Genomic DNA, 17,412 nt, shown 5'->3' with positions numbered 1-17,412 from the left:
AATGAAAATTTTACTGATCACCGAAACATTTTTACCTTCAACCGACGGTGTCGTAACACGACTAACCAATAGTATCCGATATTTCATTAAAGCTGGGCATCAGGTGCAGATTATTGCACCTGATCTCGGTGTGTATGAATTTGAAGGTGCTAAGGTTATTGGTGTTAAGGCCCGTCGTTTATTCTTTTATCGTTCTAAACTATTTGCCTTTCCTACACCAAAAGTAAAAAAGATGATTCGAGATTTCGATCCTGATGTTATGCATGTTGTCAATCCTGCACTTATTGGGGCAGCGGGTATTTACTATGGAAAAAGGTTAAACTATCCATTGCTTGCTTCCTTCCATACGCAAGTACCCAAATATGCTGACTACTACCATTTATCGATTTTTAAAGGATTGCTATGGTGGTATTTTCGGAAATTACATAACAATGCTGATCTAAATCTTTGTACATCTCAGGTAGTGCATAAAGAATTGGTGGAACAGAACTTTAAAAATTTACATGTATGGAAACGCGGAGTAGATACCTCCTTATTCCATCCACGTAATTTTCATAAAAAAATGCGGGAGACTTTATCTGGCGGCCATACAGATAAAAAACTTTTACTCTATGTTGGGAGATTGGCTCCAGAAAAAGAAATTGAAAAGATTAAGCATGTGTTAGAGGCATCATCAGAGTTCGTATTAGCTATCGTGGGGGATGGTCCACATCGCAGTTCATTAGAGCGGCATTTTGCTGGAACGAATACTGTCTTTACAGGGTTCTTGCATGGACAAGCACTAGCTGAGGCTTATGCTTCCTCAGATGTTTTTGTATTTCCATCAACAACAGAAACGTTAGGCTTAGTGATAACGGAAGCAATGGCTTCAGGTCTACCAATTGTTGCAGCGAAAAGTGGACCGACCTGTGAACAAATCAGTGATGGTCAGACGGGTTTACTATATGATCCAAATAGGAAGGAAGACTTTACAACAACTATATTGCAATTCGAAGATGAAACATTAAGAAAAAGGTTAGCAAAAAGGGCAAGAGAAGAGATTGCAGAGATGGGTTGGGATGAACAATCGAAGCAGGTATTAAATTTTTATCTCCAACTAGCGGGCAAAAAGAACAACAGCTATCAAGTATCGAAAAAGCAAAACAAATAATAGAGGTTAGTGTCTTGTTATGAAGCGTTCAAAAGAAACGAATAATAAACGAAAAAGTGGTCCCTTTCAGTTTTTACAATTCGGCGTAATCGGGATTGGTAATGCATTAATTGATATTGGTACCTTAAATCTTTTATTAATCCTATTTTATACTGAGGATCGAATGATGCTAACTATCTATAATTCCATCTCGTATACTTTAGCAATAGCGAATAGTTATTTCTGGAATGCGAATATTACCTTTAACCGTACATCGAAAGGGAGTAGCTACCAAAGAATCGGTTTTTTAATTCAAAGCATGATTAGTTTAGGTATAAGTAACGCTGTATTTATTGGATTAAATAATTTCTTGGAATGGCTACATGTTCAAAACTGGTTAAGATATAATATTGCAAAGGGACTAGCAATGCTATTATCTTCATTAGCCAGTTTTTTTATGGTGAAATACATTGTATTTAAAGATTATAAAAGATCTACTAGAAAATAATATGCTGGAAAGTTACAATAAATTCCTTAATAGGAGGGTGGACATGGATTTCTATGTGAAAGAAGGAGGAGTAAGGACCAAGCTTCCCTATGATCAGTTAGACATTTCTGGAAATGAAGAATTCGGATTTCGTCCATTTCAACTAATGGTTGCGTCTGTGGCAGGCTGTAGTGCTTCTGTATTCCAAAAGATTCTCACTAAAAAACGCATCAATATCGATGATTTAACTATATCAGCAGAAGTAAAACGGGATCCTATACAAGCTAACAGGATTAGCTCTATTTCCCTGACATTTATGGTGAAAGGACATCATTTAGACCGGGATATTTTAGAGAAGAGTCTAGAGATTGCAAGAAAAAATTGTTCGATGATACGTACAATAGAGAACTGTGTAGACATTACTGAAAAACTAGAAATTATCCCACTTAGCAAATAATGTATAATTTTCCTATCCTTTTGTCAAACTAAGCAAAAAACGAAAGGGCGAGAGCGATGGAGAAAATAGGGCTTACGGTTGTGCTTTGTTTAATGACACTTAGTACACCACTATTAGTAACGGCAAAAGAAAAAATACCTGAAAATGTTGAATCGATTAAGGAAGAGAATACGTATCATCAATCAAATAACAAAGAAAAACAGGTTAAATTAGACAAATCGGTTAAAAAATTATTGGATGATGAAGATATAAAGATCGAAAATGAGAGCTTAATCAAGATGCTGAATGAAACGAAAATAAAACCATCCTTCTTTTCTATAGGTTATCGCGGCAATATTTATTTAGGTCATTGGCCATTAAATTATGAATCGGAGAAATCAAACATTAAGTGGGATTTTCAATTAGTTAACACAAATGAAGTGGAAAATAAAAGTGTTGAAAATGATGAAGAGATTTATTATCAGCAGTTAGAAGAAAAACGCGTAAATGGTGGATTGACTGCCAAAGTAGAAAAGCCTGACCAAATAAAGCAGCTTATTTTAAAAGAAGCAAAGAAAAGTTATTCTTTACCACTTTCCTTCCAGACTGTGTTTGGCGAAGATACGAAATTAAGTAAGACATATGAGGTTCCCGCGGGTCAAAAGGGTGAATTAGCTGCATATGTTCCTGCTTTACTCGAAAAAGGAGAAGTAACCTTTGGGGAGGTTTATATTGAATTAAGAGGGACAAAGAAAAAGATTGTGATTCAGAATGTAACGAAGCAGGAGGTAGGTGCCTTTATTCCTGTTAAGAACTATGTTACTTTACAATACCTCCCAAAGGGGTAAATTGGTAATTATACCATTATTATTATAAAAGGATAAAAGCATAACTTCATCCGTTCACGGGAAGCTAAAAATAAAAAAGGTGATTTGGATGAAAAATTCTTATGTAATTTTATTGGTAATATTTTGTTTCAGTTTTTTTCCACTGCAGGCCTATGCCAATAGCTATGGTTGGGGATACAAAAAAACAACAGATCATACTCAACCAGAAGTGGGAAAATATAAGCCGATTCTAGAGAAATATAATAGCTATTATGTCGATCCCTCAGGAGATAAGCATGTTTATTTAACCTTTGATAATGGCTATGAGGCAGGATATACAGAACAAATTTTAGATGTGTTAAAGGAAAAGAATGCACCAGCAACGTTCTTTCTGACTGGCCATTATGTAGAGGATCAGCCTGAGCTAACGAAGCGAATGCTTGACGATGGTCATACAATTGGAAATCATTCAGATGGTCATCGAGATTTTACGAAGCTTTCTAAGCAGGAATTTACAGAAGATCTTGAGGTTTTAACGAAAAAAATTAAAAAGGTATCAGAAGATACCAATGTTCAGTATGTACGACCACCAAAAGGAACTTTTAATGAGCAATCATTACAATGGGCGAACGAATTGGGTTATACACATATTTTTTGGTCTTTAGCCTTTGTAGATTGGAATGAAGGCTCAGAAAAAGGCTGGAAGAATGCCTACGATCAAGTGATGGAACAAATACACCCAGGTGCCATTATTTTGATGCATACTGTATCTAAGGACAATGCGGATGCTTTAAGCTATCTTATTGATGATTTACGTAAGAAAGGCTATAAATTTAAAAGCTTAGACGATTTAATGCTAAAACAGCTTTTACCACAGTCTGTACTAGGTTTCGAATAATTTTCTATTGACGGGGGATTTTTTGTGCAAAAATCCCCGTCCTTTTATTCTTCATCTTCTAAAACTCTGTACGCCATATCAAATAATGTTAACTGGCTATCCATTATAGGCTCAGCGGATTGATCTTTAATATGAGTATAGCTTCCATCACTATCTTGGATGCGCGCTTTTGCTGTATCATGTAGCATAATTTGCAGTATATGATAAATTCTTGATTTAATTCTCCCCTCAAAAATAGGAAACATTATCTCCACACGTTTTACCATATTTCTAGTCATAAGGTCAGCAGAGGAAAGAAACAGTTTTTCTTCTCCATTATGATGGAAATAGTAAATCCGACTATGCTCAAGAAACCGTCCAACAATACTCCTTACCTGAATGTTGTCACTCACTCCATCCAAGCCTGGTTTTAAACAGCAAATTCCTCGAATAATCAAATCAATTTGAATACCAGCCTGAGAGGCTTCATAAAATTTTTGGATTAATGGTTTATCTGTTAAGGAATTCATTTTGGCAATGATTCTCCCATTACCATATTGTTTCTGATAATGAATTTCTGTATCTATATATTGAAGCAAATCATTTCTAATATCAAATGGTGCCATGGATAGATGATGAAAGGTTGGTTTTTCTGTATAACCACTTAAATAATTAAAAAAATTAGTAGCATCAATCCCAAATTTGCGTTTTGTCGTTAAATAAGACATATCTGTATAAAACTTTGCCGTTTGATCATTATAGTTACCTGTTCCTAAATGGACGATTCTTTCAATTTTTTGATTGGTTCGTCTTACAATTAAGGTGATTTTACTATGTGTTTTTAAGGAAATCATTCCGTATATAACATGACATCCAGCCTTTTCAAGTTCTTTTGCCCATTGAACATTATTCTCTTCATCAAAACGTGCCTTTAATTCCACAAGGACGGTCACTTGTTTTCCCATTTCCGCTGCTCGCTTTAACCCATCAATGATCGGAGAGTCGCCACTTACTCGATACAAGGTTTGTTTAATTGCTAATACATTTGGATCAGTAGCTGCTTCGCTTATTAAATCTACAACAGGTTCAAATGATTCGTATGGATGGTGTAGGAATACATCTCGTCTACGTACAGCATCATAGATACTTTCGTCTTCATAAATATCCTGGGGAGGCTGGGGGATTAAGGTTTGATAAATTAGCTGATCAAAATCTTTTTTAACATGGTTGCAGAAATCAGATAAAAAGGTCAAATCGAGGGGACCGTCTATCACGTATAAATCTTTATGATGGATTTCTAATACATGTAGTAAAAAATCAATCATTTTTGGACATTGTGCACGGGCATCGACCTCTAGACGAACTGCCGCCCCCCATTTTCGTTTTTTAAGTTCCTTTTCAATTTCCTTTAATAAATCCCGTGCCCCTTCCTCATGTATAGTCATATCGGCGTTTCGAGTAATGCGAAAAGTAGTTGTTGATTTTACTTGATAGCCTTTAAAAAATTTGCCGATAAAATAACAGATTAAGTCCTCTAACAATATATAGTCATGTCCTGAATTTACTTGGATAAAACGATCCAGTAATGCAGGTACTTGAACTATAGCTGTTTTAACAGCTTGATCATATAAATCCTCAAGCCGAACCGCTAAATTGATCGACTTATTTAAGAGCATAGGAAATGCCCTATATGCATCGATAGCCATTGGGGTAAGCACTGGAAAGATTTGATCATCAAAATATATCTCTAACATGTTGATTTGTTCAACTGTTAGATCTTCCATTGATAAAATCTTTATATTCGTTTTACTTAATGAATCGTGAAGTAGCTTATATATATCATATTGTTCCTCAACAAGCTCATGATTAAAGGAAGAAATATAAGCAAGCTGTTCCTTAGGTGTTAGCCCAGATTTATTATCCTTCCGATTATATCCTGCCTTCACTTGATCCTTTAATCCAGCCACCCTTACCATAAAAAATTCATCTAAGTTAGATGAGAAGATGGCGAGGAATTTTAAACGTTCTAATAATGGATTACTTTCATCAGCGGCTTCTCCTAAAACTCTTCTATTAAAAGAAAGCCAGCTAATTTCTCTATTATTATAATAGGTAGGATGACCTAGCTCTTCTTTCGTTTCAATTGTAGCCATTCAAATCATTCCTTTTTCGTGAACTATGAACATTTGTTAGTAGTGGTTAATGAGATGATAGACTCACCATTACTTTTCTATCATAACGCTATGAAAAGGAATTTTTGTTAATGCTATGTTAATTTCATGTAAATTAATTCTTTACAATTTTGGCTTGAAGATTAATTCAATATCTGTTTTCACTATTTTCTCGAGATGCTTTTTTTGTTTTTCTGCCTGGTATTCCTCTGGTGACCAATCACCTATACACTCTAGCTCAAATATAAATCTATCTTGCTTTCTTGTTATCGATAAATCAGTAACAATCTGTCTTCTCGTAGCATCTAAGCAATAAGTAAATTTTAATATAGCTCCAAGATGACGAAGCTTTTTACGTTCTTCCTTTAGGAACCAAGTTTTGTATGGCTTTATAAATTGTTTGAATAACGTATTATTTTTATAGGATGAAATCAAGGCAATCATTAATCGCTCGCGATGCATTAACCCATCAATCGTACGGTTTGCAAGTAAATAGAACGTATGCTGAGCACTTGCTTCTGCATCAATGTATTCTCCTAAATGACACAAATAGCTCGCTCGTTTTAATAAAGACCAATCTTTCTTGCTAAGATGGATTACACCATTGTCCTTCAAATAGTGAAATAGCCTACGAGTAAGGTATTGGACATGAATGATTTGCTTTGGATCAAGGTTATAATCATTAATTAATTCTTGAATGCTATCTTCCAACACATTAGGGAAGAGTAGAGACCCCATCTCCTTTGACAATTGCTCAAAGAATACACCATCTCGTAATCCTTTCCTACTGAGAATAAAGCAGTCTGCTTGGATGGTTTGATATAGTGTATGGAAAACCTCTATAGCAGGAATGATAATGTCTGCTCTGTCCTTCGATAATCCTTCTACTTTTAATAGTTCTTCCTTGTTCCGTGAGGTTAAATAATGACTAACTGTTTGGATGTCTGTATCATACATCTTATATTGATGGAGTCCTGCTAGCGGATATTTTTTCAGATTTTGTTCGATTTGCACAAGGTTCCGAGCACTTCCACCAATAGCAATTAACGGAACTTCTTTTCCAACTAACCATGGCAGATGATGGAATTCCTTACTTAGAAAATGATGAAGTTTTTCAAGCTCTTCGTAAGTGGGAATATCCTTCTGGAAAAATTCCTTAAGAGTTAATGCTCCAAATGGGAAGCTGTGTGATTCGACTAGTTCTCTTTTTCTAAAATAAGTGACTTCGGTACTACCACCACCAATATCGACGGTAATACCAGTTTCAATAGAAGTAGAGTTTACTACAGCTAGAAAACCATAGAAGGCTTCTTCCTTTTCAGATAAAATGCGCATATGAAGATTCGTTTTTTCCTTCACAATTGCTTGAATATCTTGTTGATTCTCAGCTTGTCTAATTGTAGCTGTAGCAACACATACGATCTCTTTTAAATCATAAGTAGCCAATACATGCTTAAAGCTAAGTAATGTCATGATGAGCTTATCTATCCCAGCATTTGTTAATTGGTTGTTTGTATCCAAGAATGTTCGAAGTCTCGCTACTGCCTTTACATTTTCAACCTCTTTTAACCGACCACCTTTTTCTCGAAGATAGATAACTAAGCGCATAGTATTCGAACCGATGTCAATTATGGCATAATATTGCTTTTTCATTGTAACCACCTATTTTTATTGTTGTGTATTTGGTTTGATTATACCATAATGGAAAGAAAATACTGAAAAAGGAAAAGGTGTGTCTGTAATGTGGAAAGAGCAAATTGATCTAACATCATCTTATGATTTTGATTACATACTTATGCGTTTGGCTATGGATCCACTAAACAATATTAATAAATTGGAGCGAAGAATTACAATTCCTCTCAGAGTAAAAAATAAAAATACATTAGTAAAGGTCACCTCCCTAGGTACGACGGAGAAACCGAGCTTTCTATTGGAAGGAAGTCAAGAGGAACAAAAGGCGACGGTATTGGAACAAGTTAAAAAAATCTTTGCATGGGATGAGGATTTACAGGCAATTCAAAAATTCTTTGAACAGACTGACCTAAAGCAATTATTTAAGAAATATCCTTATACACCACTTGTAAAGGAATTTGATTTGTTTAGTAATCTAATGAAAACAATAATCCACCAGCAATTAAATATGTCTTTTGCCCAAACTTTAACTGAGCGATTTGTGAAAACATATGGAGAAAAAGTAGAAGACACATGGTTTTATCCGGAACCAGACAAGGTTGCAGTGATTCCATACGAAAAGCTGCAAGCAATGCAATTTAGTAGAAGAAAGGCAGAATACGTCATTGATACTGCCAAACAAGTTGTTCAAGGTCATATTAATCTCTCTACCTTCGAGACAAAAAATGATGAAGAGGTCATTTCAACATTGACGAAATTGAGAGGAATTGGCCCATGGACAGCCCAGAATTGGCTCATGTTTTCTCTTGGTAGGAAAGATCTTTTTCCAGTAGCAGATATAGGGGTGCAAAATGCATTAAAGAAGTATTATGATCTAGAAAAGAAGCCAACCCGTGATAGGATGCAAGGCTGGAGCGAGAAATGGAAGCCTTACCGTTCCTATGCAACGATGACACTGTGGAGAAGTATAGAGGAACGGTAATGGAATAATACAGCACGAAGCGCACAAGCCATCAGTGGGGAAAAACTCTCCACTGATGGGAGCTCAATATATTACGAAGGCATGTTAAGTAAGAGCTGTTGATAATTGTTGGCTTGTTCTTTATCACCGATAGCCTGATAGCTTTTTTGTAAATATTGTAGTGATTTAGGATTTTCAGGATTTAACTCCATTTCCCATTCAAAGCACTGAATAGCCTTCTCGTATTGCTCGAGTTCAAAGTATAATTCTCCTAACGCGAGTTGCTCATCAGGATTGTTCTCATATTGGCCCATTTTACATAGTTTTCTCGCAATAGGTAGCTTTGTATTTGGAAGCTTTTCCACTAATTCTTCGATCGAATAGAAGGGCAGTAGCTTAATAATACAATGATGGATTAATGGCTCTAATTGAGCCGAATCTTCGATAAGTTCACTTAACAAAGGAAATATCTCCTCTGTGTATCGCGACAGCTGTTTTCCATTCATTTGGTGTATAGCATTTACTAACAAATCAAGAGGTATTGCTATTTTTTGCTTTATTAGATGATGGACGATGGTGGTGTATGCTTGTTTTGATTCGAGTTTATTGTAGATCGTTAAGCAGCTAGGATCGTGTTCAAGGAGCTTCTCCCACAACGAAATGATGCAGTCATCAGGTAATAGGTCTTCGATTAATGTATCGAATTGCTCTATAGCTGAAATGCTAATAGGAGGCAGATTTTGAAGGATATGATCATAGTTAGCAAAAAGTATATCAAAAACTCTGTCTTCTTTTTGTAATAATCGTATCACACGGTTAAATTGGGTAGTAGATAATTGTTGTTGAGAAAGCTTTGCTTCTAGATAAAGGGCGTCGTTATCGAAGGAAAGATCTGTCATTTCATCATACAGAACTTTATATTTTTGAAAATCTATGTGATGGATCATGTCACTTGCAAATCGATCATGAGGTCGTACTTGTGCATAAGTTATGAGGGTACTAAACGCTTTTTTTAGTTGTCCATTTCGTCTATATTGGTAGAAAACTTTTTTGCAAAGTGCTTGAATCTTCTTCTCATTAATAAAGTTGTCGAACATGGATAGTATATATAGCATTTCGTTATCGTTATATTTATCTTTTAGTTTTTGAAACATTTGATTGAATGAAATGGTGCGATAGTTTTGAATAGTGGATACAAAAGCTTCAGTGAGAGGGTGTGTAGCATTGTAAGTAGTTCCATAACGGTATGCAGTAGCTAAAAAGCTGTTCCTTCTTACTTCGGTAGTTTTCTTACCATTTATACACTTATTCTTATAAAAAATCACTGTGTAATATTGATTGTTTTTACTAATAGCATCTAATATTTTGGCCTGTTTGAATATCGTTAATTTTGTTACTGTCATTGGGATTTTTTTCTTGTTATGATGTAAAAGGTTAATTTTGACCATATAAAACAACTCCTTAATACCAGGATACGTTTATTTTAACATAGTTAATTTTTTCAATAAAGCGGGACTTTAACATTAATAGATAGAATTAGTCGTAGAGCTCGGTTAAATGTAAATTGTTTGTAATGTTTTATGGAAATGAGATATTTATGGATACGGTTATGCTATGATAGAAAAAAAGCTAACTAGGAGGAATACAATGCTAAAAGAAGTGATTTGGTCAATAATTTTAGCATTAGCCTTTATTTTTATCCCTTTTGGAGTTGTTATATAAAATATAGATACTTAATCAATAGAGCCAATCTACTATAGTAGGTTGGTTTTTGTTTTTTAAATTTAAAGAAAAAAATTTGAGCAAAAGTCTTGAAAGTCAAAAAAGGTCAAAGTATAATATGAGTTACATAAAGGTCAAATATAGTCAAAGTCAAATTGACCTTTAAAATTGAAGGAGGAATGAATGATGAAATGTCAGCATTGTGGTATTCGTCAAGCAACAATTAATGTAAGCCTTCGATTTAATGACCAAACACAATCCTTGCATGTATGTGAGACATGCTTTCAAGAAATACAAAACAAAGCACAAAATCCATCTGGAATGTTTGGAGACAAAGGATTTGAAGGCTTCTTTGCAGGAGGAGCAAGTGGTTCTCATAAGGCAACTTCCAGTACTTATACGACGAATGGATCTAACGGAAATGGGTTACTAGATCAACTTGGTAAAAATTTAACAGATGCAGCAAGAGCAGGTTTAATTGATCCTGTTATTGGGCGTGATAATGAAGTGAAGCGTGTAATAGAAACATTAAATCGTAGAAATAAAAACAATCCTGTACTAATTGGTGAACCTGGTGTTGGGAAAACAGCAATTGCTGAGGGATTAGCACTAAAGGTTGTGGAAGGAAATGTTCCAGCTAAGCTTTTAAATAAAGAAATCTATATCCTTGATGTCGCATCTCTTGTAGCTAATACAGGGGTTCGAGGACAATTTGAAGAAAGAATGAAACAACTTGTATCAGAGTTGCAAGAACGTCAAAATGTTATTCTTTTTGTTGATGAAATTCATTTGTTAGTTGGGGCAGGAACTGCTGAAGGGTCTCAAATGGATGCAGGAAACATCCTAAAGCCAGCATTAGCACGTGGTGAGCTTCAATTAATTGGAGCTACTACCTTGAAAGAATATCGAAAAATTGAAAAGGATGCAGCACTTGAACGTAGATTCCAGCCAATTATCGTAAAAGAGCCTAGCATGGAGGAAGCTGAGCAAATCTTGCTAGGGTTGAAAGAACGATATGAGAACTACCATAAAGTTAGCTATCCAGATGAAGTACTTCGCGCTGCAGTAGTACTATCTAAACGCTATATTCAAGATCGTTTCTTACCTGACAAAGCAATTGATCTACTTGATGAAGCTGGGGCTCGTTTAAACCTAGCGGTAGCAGAAACAGACCATGATTCATTACAGCAACGACTTGATGAAATTGCCAAAGAAAAAATGGAGGCAGCAGAACAAGAGGATTATGAACGAGCAGCAAATCTACGCCACCAAGAGATTAAATTAGAGAAAAAACTAGAAGAACAAACAGAATCACCAAAAGCTGTCGTTTCTATTGAGGATATTCAACAAATAATAGAAGAAAAGACAGGAATTCCTGTGCGGAAAATTCAATCAGATGAACAGTCTAAGATGAAAAATCTAGCACAAAACCTAATGGGAAAAGTAATAGGACAAGAAACAGCTGTCAATAAAGTAGCTAAGGCCATTCGTCGAAGTAGAGCAGGCTTAAAGGCAAAAGGTCGTCCAATTGGGTCCTTTTTATTCGTTGGTCCAACTGGTGTAGGTAAAACAGAATTAACCAAGGCACTCGCTGAAGAATTATTTGGTACAAAGGATGCCATGATTCGCCTTGATATGAGTGAATATATGGAGAAACATGCCGTTTCCAAAATTATTGGTTCGCCACCAGGATATGTAGGTCATGAAGAGGCTGGACAATTAACAGAAAAGGTCCGCCGCAATCCTTATAGCTTAATATTGCTTGATGAGATTGAAAAGGCACATCCAGATGTGCAGAATATGTTCCTACAAATTATGGAGGATGGTCACTTAACAGATAGTCATGGTCGAACCGTAAGCTTTAAAGATACGGTGATTATTATGACAAGTAATGCAGGAACAGGTGTGAAAAATATAACTGTCGGATTTAATAGTGACAACAATGAAGCAGTATCAACACTTGAAAATTTAAGTGATTATTTCAAACCTGAATTCTTAAATCGTTTCGATGCAATCATTCCTTTTAATGAGTTGACAGAAGCTAACTTATTAGCGATTGTCGATTTAATGATTGCTGAACTAGAAGAACACCTCAAAGACCAAGATTTAGATATAACTATATCTAAAGAAGCCAAACAATATATCGCGGATAAAGGCTATGATCCACGTTTTGGTGCAAGACCATTACGACGTGTTATCCAAGATAAAGTAGAAGATGGAATCACAGATGTTGTTCTTGAGGAGGAAGAAGTCAAGAAATTAAAAATCGTCTTTGAGAACAATGATATTGTGGTGAAAAAAGCATAAGAAGGAATTAAAACTCTAGCCAGAAACGGCTAGAGTTTTTTATTGGGGTTTGTGGAATATGAGTTTAATGCAATATATTACATAACAAAAGGAAGCACGATAGACTAGATAGGAAAGTCGACCGTGCTTGTTTAATAGTATTATTTCATTTTATGCAAACATTATTGAAATATGACTCTGAAGGTTAAAATGACAAAGGTAAAAAAATTAGGGTTTTTCATTCTTTTTCGTTTCATGTAAATCCCTCCATTTTTTATTGTAACTCAAGAGTAGCATCGAAAAAGAGAGGGTGAAATGAATTTGTTAGAAAATGTACCCACCTTTTTCCTGAAGGATTCTGTCTGGAATAGAAACAAACTATAAAGAATGAAAGTATCATTTTTTGGTATAATAAAAGCATGATTTTATTATCTTACAACAGAGGGGGCGCTAGATTTGGTATTTCAACAAAATGAATTCGACGTATTAGAAAAAGTAATGGTGTGCCCACCAACCTATATGAGAATTACAAATGTTATAAATGAAACACAAAAATTTTATAAAGACGAGAATATAGATGTAGAAATTGCCAATAGACAGCATGAGCAATTTGTGAGAACCCTAGAGGAACATGGCGTTAAGGTGCTATCCATTGATCCTAAAGAAGAACTAAATGAACAAGTTTTTACACGTGATATAGGCTTTACAATTGGTGATACGGTTTACATATCGAAGATGGGGAGTGAAATAAGGGAACATGAAGTCGAGCTCCTAGAAGAATTTTTGAAAAATAGAAATTTTAATTACATGAAATTAACTACCCCTTCCATTGAAGGAGGAGATGTAGTACTTGCGGGAGATAGAGTATGGATCGGTATTAGCGAAAGGACCACCTATCAAGCTGTCGATGCTCTTCAGGAAATAATTCAAGATAGGAAACTCATGCCTATACCGATTAGTGAAGACATTCTCCATTTAGATTGCGCATTTAATTTGCTCAGTGAGAAAGAAGGTTTAATATATACATCAGCATTCAAACAAAGAGAACTGGATAGATTAATGGAAATGTATGATCTAATCGAAGTTTCGGATGATGAACAGTTTACACTTGGTACCAATGTCTTTTCGATTGGTAATAAAACAGTGATTTCTCTTCCTGAAAATAAAAATGTTAACTCTGAATTACGTGCCAGGGGTTATCAGGTTATAGAGGTAGAGTTTTCAGAGATAATCAAATCTGGTGGAGCATTTCGTTGCTGTACATTACCAATAAGAAGGACAAATAGATAAAATATTGGAGCTTGGTGACATACCAAGCTTTATTTCATTGTGTTAACCATTCGTATCACTTTTTTGAAACCTTTTATTCACCTTAAACGTAACAAGGATTAGGAGGTGAGTCTTTATGCAAGATTTCACTAATGGTTCGATAGAAGATCTGGTAGAATTCCTCCCTATTATTGCTCCACTTATACTTATTCAATTGATTTTAATGATTATTGCAATTATTTCACTTATAAAGGCGGATGACACAAATGGTCCTAAACCTATATGGGCAGTAATTATTGTTTTTCTCACTTTTATCGGTCCAATCTTATATTTCATTGTTGGAAGGAGACAGTCATAACATGTCGGTTATAAAGGTGGAGCAATTAAAAAAGGTCTTTAAAGGTAAAGAAGTAGTGAAAGGGATAAGCTTTGAATTAAATAAGGGAAGATGTGTTGCTTTACTAGGGCCAAATGGCGCTGGAAAAACAACAACATTACGTATGCTTTCCGGATTATTAAAGCCTAGTAATGGTTCGATCAAGTTTCAAGAGAAGAATGCTCTAAATGATATTAGGTATTCTATTGGTTATTTACCTCAATATCCAGTTTTTCATTCATGGATGTCAGGTAAGGAATTTTTAATGTATGTCGGCGAGCTTGCCTACCTTTCCAAAAAAGAAGCCAATGAAAGAGCCGAAGAATTATTAAAAAAAGTAGCAATTGATGATGCGAAAAATCAAAGAATTAGCAAATATTCAGGTGGAATGAAACAAAGACTTGGAATTGCACAAGCGATGATGCATAAGCCGAAGCTTCTCATGTTGGATGAACCAGTATCCTCACTAGATCCAATTGGTCGGCGTGAAGTACTTACACTGATGGAAGAATTGAAGGAAGAAACAACTATTTTGTTTTCCACTCATATCTTAGGGGATGCAGAAGAAATTTGTGATGATTTATTATTATTACATCATGGTGAAATACTAGAATCAGGATCTATCGATGATCTGCGAAAGAGACATCAATCACCTAAGTTTGAGCTCAGCTTGCGCGATAGTGCAAATAAATATGTGGACAAAATCGAAAGGCTAGAATCTGTGAATACGATCGTACTTGAGAAAGGTGAACTTCATATTTTTGTTAATGATATTGCTAGAGCCCGTGCAGAGATTTTAACAAAAGCAGTGCAAGAAGATTGGCCTATAGTAAAGTTTGAATTAAGTCGAACATCTCTTGAGGATTTGTTTATGAAGGTGGTGCAAAGCTGATGCAATGGAAGACAATTTTTATGAAAGAGTTATTGGAAGATTGGCGGAGTTATAAATGGATCTGGGTTCCACTTGTTTTTATATTGTTCTGTATTATGGACCCATTATCTACGTATTATTTACCACAAATTATCCAAGCGGTTGGTGGCTTACCAGATGGAGCAGTTATTGATATACCTGAAACAGAACCAGAAATGGCAATTATGATGAGTCTCACTCAAATGAGTATGCTCGGCGTGTTAGTAGTAATAGCCATTACAATGGGTGTTATCGCAGGTGAAAGAAAAAGTGGCGTTGCAGAACTTATTCTAGTTAAGCCAGTCCGTTATGTAACTTATATTTTGGCTAAATGGAGTGCCAAGCTTTTATTAGTATTTGTCTCTTATTTAGTAGGAATGCTTGCAAGTTGGTATTATGTAAATTTATTATTTGGTGAAATTACAATTATTGAATTCTTCAGTTTATTCTTGTTCTACTTTGTTTGGCTCATATTTGTTGTCACGCTCACTGTTTTTTATAATACAATGATGAAGGTACCTGGACTTGTCTTAACATCAACAGTTATAACAATAATGGCGATGTCAGTGTTGAACCAAATTTTTTCATTTCGTTTACCCTGGTTACCAAATAGTATTAGTGAGCATATAACGACTATGCTTACTGAAGGCTCTATTCCAAATGAATTGTGGATGGCATCAGCCATTACCCTGGGTCTCTCATTGATTCTTTTACTATTTTCAAGATATATTTTTCAAACAAAAGAAATGGCGGAATAGAAGAGTATTAATAATTAATGCTCTTTTTTACTTGCTACAACTTTCATTAATTGATAATATAAAATTTACGGGGCATTAGCTCAGCTGGGAGAGCGTCGTGCTGGCAGCGCGAAGGTCATCGGTTCGAGCCCGATATGCTCCATTTTTTTTTTAAAAAATTAAATAATCACTTCCTAGCTTTCCTTAAAATATTTTTCAGGTGATTTCCCAACAATCAAACGAAAGTCTTTAATAAAGTGTGCCTGATCATAGTAACCCAGTCTTGTGTACAGATCTGCCCAATTCTTAGTACTACCCTTATCAATGCTTTCCACTACTTCATGAAGTCGATAACGCTTGATTACCCATTTAGGGCTAACGCCAACATAGCGGTCAAACAAGCGTTGAAGCGTTCTCACATGCAAATTGAATTTGTTCGCCACATCTTCCACTTTGATAATTGACCGATCTTCTCTAATGAATAAAACAATTTGAGAGATTAAATCAACTTTTTCATCAGGTTCCGGCAGATTAGAACATATTAGCTGGTCTATTAGTGGAATAGAGAGTTCAGCCACATCATGGTTTTGAAAAAGTTGATCTCGAATCGTTTTACTGTCTATATGGAAAACCTCTTGAAAGTCGATCGATTTTTCCGTTAGTTGAGATATATCCTTTTTCCAGAGTGGATAGAAACCTCCAGGCAAAAACTTTACACCAAATACCGAGCCCCTACCTTCTAACAAATGGGAAGAAATAGTGCGCTTTATTCCATGAATACTGGCATAATCTTTTTCGAAAACCAAATTAATATTAGGATGTGAAACAACATGTTGTTCGTATGGTGTGTCCTCTAATAGATCCCATCTTACAAACCAATAATGTTGAACAATAGCAGATGCTTCAATACTAGGTTTATAGCGATGAAGAGTAAACTTCTTACTTCCTTCCTTTGAATGTAGAATCCCTTTTGGAACTGTAATTACTTTTTTCAATAATTCTCACACCTAACTTATATGTTTGTCGCATTTATACAATACATTTTGATGAGGTTATTATACCATACTAGTAAAATGGAATAGGAGGAATGACAAATGGATTTGAGTTACGATTTTTATATCAATGCACCAATAGAAAAGGTATGGGAAACGCTGGTATCCGATGAGGGGGTACAGCAAACCTTTTATGGATGTACGATCCGATCATCTTTTATACCAGGTGAGACTATTTCCTATATCGGACCTGGTAATGATGGTGAGGAGACAGTTCATGTATATGGAAAGATATTGACATGTAATCCATTAGAAAAACTGAGCTTTACGGAACATCCTGGTCCTTCGTATAATCAAGATCATGCTAACCTTGAGACACGTATCACTTATACTTTAACTACTGTTGGAAACTGTACGAAATTAACTTTAATAAATGATCTATGGTCACAAGAACATCCATCCTATAAAAGCACGAAAGACCATTGGCCAATGATTTTAAGTAATATCAAAACTTTTACGGAAACAGGGAAACAACTTGATTTTGGATTTTAAGCCATAGCGATTGATGCTATGGTTTTTTGAAATTAAAGTATCGAAAGA

Annotated in this window: 16 protein-coding genes and 1 tRNA gene; 13 read left to right on the top strand and 4 right to left on the bottom strand. The window is 35.3% G+C overall.

What is annotated here, in order from left to right; translation table 11 throughout:
* The first annotated feature begins 1 nt into the window (after position 1).
* The 5 genes from DLJ74_RS18565 to pdaA all read left to right on the top strand — a co-directional run bounded on the left by DLJ74_RS18565 (position 2) and on the right by pdaA (position 3,777).
* Positions 2–1,150, top strand: coding sequence for a glycosyltransferase family 4 protein (locus DLJ74_RS18565; RefSeq protein ID WP_109985581.1), 1,149 nt, complete (start codon positions 2–4; stop codon positions 1,148–1,150).
* A gap of 19 nt (positions 1,151–1,169) precedes the next feature.
* On the top strand, positions 1,170–1,637 hold the full coding sequence (locus tag DLJ74_RS18560) for a GtrA family protein (protein ID WP_109985580.1): 468 nt from the start codon (positions 1,170–1,172) through the stop codon (positions 1,635–1,637).
* A gap of 43 nt (positions 1,638–1,680) precedes the next feature.
* On the top strand, positions 1,681–2,073 hold the full coding sequence (locus tag DLJ74_RS18555; RefSeq protein WP_109985579.1) for an OsmC family protein: 393 nt from the start codon (positions 1,681–1,683) through the stop codon (positions 2,071–2,073).
* 56 nt (positions 2,074–2,129) lie between these two features.
* Positions 2,130–2,900: a YfkD family protein gene (locus tag DLJ74_RS18550; RefSeq protein WP_109985578.1), complete on the top strand. Its 771-nt coding sequence runs from the start codon at positions 2,130–2,132 to the stop codon at positions 2,898–2,900.
* 88 nt (positions 2,901–2,988) lie between these two features.
* Positions 2,989–3,777: a delta-lactam-biosynthetic de-N-acetylase gene (gene pdaA / locus DLJ74_RS18545; protein ID WP_109985577.1), complete on the top strand. Its 789-nt coding sequence runs from the start codon at positions 2,989–2,991 to the stop codon at positions 3,775–3,777.
* A gap of 44 nt (positions 3,778–3,821) precedes the next feature.
* Here pdaA and DLJ74_RS18540 read toward each other — a convergent pair whose 3' ends face one another.
* Positions 3,822–5,909 (bottom strand): RNA degradosome polyphosphate kinase, encoded by a 2,088-nt coding sequence (locus DLJ74_RS18540; RefSeq protein WP_109985576.1) that lies wholly within the window; start codon positions 5,907–5,909, stop codon positions 3,822–3,824.
* A 141-nt stretch (positions 5,910–6,050) separates the two neighbouring features.
* Complete coding sequence (locus DLJ74_RS18535; protein WP_109985575.1) at positions 6,051–7,580, bottom strand: Ppx/GppA family phosphatase; 1,530 nt, start codon at positions 7,578–7,580, stop codon at positions 6,051–6,053.
* A gap of 88 nt (positions 7,581–7,668) precedes the next feature.
* On the opposite strand from DLJ74_RS18535, the gene DLJ74_RS18530 reads away from it, so the two are divergent.
* Positions 7,669–8,541, top strand: coding sequence for a DNA-3-methyladenine glycosylase family protein (locus DLJ74_RS18530; protein WP_109985574.1), 873 nt, complete (start codon positions 7,669–7,671; stop codon positions 8,539–8,541).
* A gap of 71 nt (positions 8,542–8,612) precedes the next feature.
* Here DLJ74_RS18530 and DLJ74_RS18525 read toward each other — a convergent pair whose 3' ends face one another.
* On the bottom strand, positions 8,613–9,968 hold the full coding sequence (locus DLJ74_RS18525; protein WP_054861549.1) for a tetratricopeptide repeat protein: 1,356 nt from the start codon (positions 9,966–9,968) through the stop codon (positions 8,613–8,615).
* A 460-nt stretch (positions 9,969–10,428) separates the two neighbouring features.
* On the opposite strand from DLJ74_RS18525, the gene DLJ74_RS18520 reads away from it, so the two are divergent.
* The 6 genes from DLJ74_RS18520 to DLJ74_RS18495 all read left to right on the top strand — a co-directional run bounded on the left by DLJ74_RS18520 (position 10,429) and on the right by DLJ74_RS18495 (position 15,983).
* Positions 10,429–12,549 (top strand): ATP-dependent Clp protease ATP-binding subunit, encoded by a 2,121-nt coding sequence (locus DLJ74_RS18520; protein WP_109985573.1) that lies wholly within the window; start codon positions 10,429–10,431, stop codon positions 12,547–12,549.
* A gap of 435 nt (positions 12,550–12,984) precedes the next feature.
* The gene (locus DLJ74_RS18515; protein WP_054787300.1) at positions 12,985–13,818 is read left to right on the top strand and encodes a dimethylarginine dimethylaminohydrolase family protein; all 834 of its coding nucleotides are present in this window, start codon (positions 12,985–12,987) and stop codon (positions 13,816–13,818) included.
* A 115-nt stretch (positions 13,819–13,933) separates the two neighbouring features.
* Positions 13,934–14,155, top strand: a complete 222-nt coding sequence (locus tag DLJ74_RS18510; RefSeq protein ID WP_054787301.1) for a PLD nuclease N-terminal domain-containing protein — start codon at positions 13,934–13,936, stop codon at positions 14,153–14,155.
* Between the two features lies 1 nt (position 14,156).
* Positions 14,157–15,065, top strand: coding sequence for an ABC transporter ATP-binding protein (locus tag DLJ74_RS18505; RefSeq protein WP_109985572.1), 909 nt, complete (start codon positions 14,157–14,159; stop codon positions 15,063–15,065).
* Positions 15,065–15,841 (top strand): ABC transporter permease, encoded by a 777-nt coding sequence (locus DLJ74_RS18500; protein ID WP_054861552.1) that lies wholly within the window; start codon positions 15,065–15,067, stop codon positions 15,839–15,841. Before DLJ74_RS18505 ends, DLJ74_RS18500 begins: the two co-directional genes overlap by 1 nt.
* Positions 15,842–15,910: 69 nt before the next feature.
* Positions 15,911–15,983: transfer RNA gene (locus tag DLJ74_RS18495), tRNA-Ala, on the top strand.
* 31 nt (positions 15,984–16,014) lie between these two features.
* Here the strand turns inward: DLJ74_RS18495 and DLJ74_RS18490 are convergent.
* Positions 16,015–16,815 (bottom strand): helix-turn-helix domain-containing protein, encoded by an 801-nt coding sequence (locus DLJ74_RS18490; RefSeq protein WP_054861553.1) that lies wholly within the window; start codon positions 16,813–16,815, stop codon positions 16,015–16,017.
* Between the two features lie 99 nt (positions 16,816–16,914).
* Between DLJ74_RS18490 and DLJ74_RS18485 the strand changes: the two genes are divergently transcribed.
* Positions 16,915–17,364 (top strand): SRPBCC domain-containing protein, encoded by a 450-nt coding sequence (locus DLJ74_RS18485; RefSeq protein ID WP_054787302.1) that lies wholly within the window; start codon positions 16,915–16,917, stop codon positions 17,362–17,364.
* Positions 17,365–17,412: the final 48 nt, after the last annotated feature.

This window comes from Gracilibacillus dipsosauri, from assembly GCF_003176895.1.
GTDB lineage: Bacteria > Bacillota > Bacilli > Bacillales > Amphibacillaceae > Gracilibacillus > Gracilibacillus dipsosauri.
The sequence above is the reverse complement of the archived record's forward strand: the minus strand, read 5'-3'. Positions and strand labels throughout refer to the sequence as shown.